The organism is Burkholderia sp. A2 (assembly GCF_001729305.1).
GTDB lineage: Bacteria > Pseudomonadota > Gammaproteobacteria > Burkholderiales > Burkholderiaceae > Burkholderia > Burkholderia sola.
The window spans coordinates 393-1166 of sequence record NZ_LZXX01000007.1 but is presented as its reverse complement, the minus strand read 5'-3'; the positions used below and the strand labels follow the sequence as shown (position 1 = coordinate 1166).

General features: G+C 72.1%; 1 pseudogene. It reads left to right on the top strand.

From position 1 onward, the window contains the following. Window positions 1–178: 178 nt before the first annotated feature. Window positions 179–774, top strand: a pseudogene (locus A9Z05_RS01445) (AMP-binding protein); the annotation flags it as partial.

Here is a 774-nt window from a genome sequence, read left to right as displayed (position 1 = left end):
CGCCGTGATGTTCGCGGCCGAGCATGCGTGCCGGCGTTTCGCGCTACCGCACGAGCCGCGGCCGCGGATGGTCGACGCGGTGCGCGCGTATCGCGCGTCGACCCACGCATCGCAGGGCTCGCGATGAATTCATGACCGGCGCGGCCGCGCCGGCCTTCGTTTCCGTCTTGACCGATTTATGCCGACTCACCCGCTGGTATTCCATTCCTCGCCGGACCAGACGATCGCCTGGCGCGACGGCTCGCCCGTCACCGTGCGCGCCTTCGTCGCCGACGTCGCGCGCGTGGCCGCCGCGCTGCCCGCCGGCGGCCACGTGTTCAACGTGTGCCGCGACCGCTATCGTTTCGCGGTCAGCCTGTGCGCGGCGCTCGTCGCCGGCAGGATCAGCCTGCTGCCGTCGACGCACACGCCGGAAATGGTTCGCCAGCTCGCGTCGTTCGCGCCCGACGCGTTCTGCCTGCACGACGCGCCCGATTGCACGATCGACCTGCCGCGTTTCGCGTATCCCGACGCCGCGCCGGGCGAACTGGCGAGCGACGCGCCGTTCGCCGTCCCGCAGATCGATGCGGCGCGGATCATGGCCTACGTGTTCACGTCCGGCTCGACCGGCCAGCCGGTGCCGCACCGCAAGACCTGGGGCTTCCTGGTCGCCTGCGTGCGCGCGGCGGCCGATCGCCTCGGGCTGCTCGACGGCCGCGCGGCCACGCTGATCGGCACGGTGCCCGCGCAGCACATGTACGGCTTCGAGTCGACGGTGCTGCTCGCGCTGCTCGG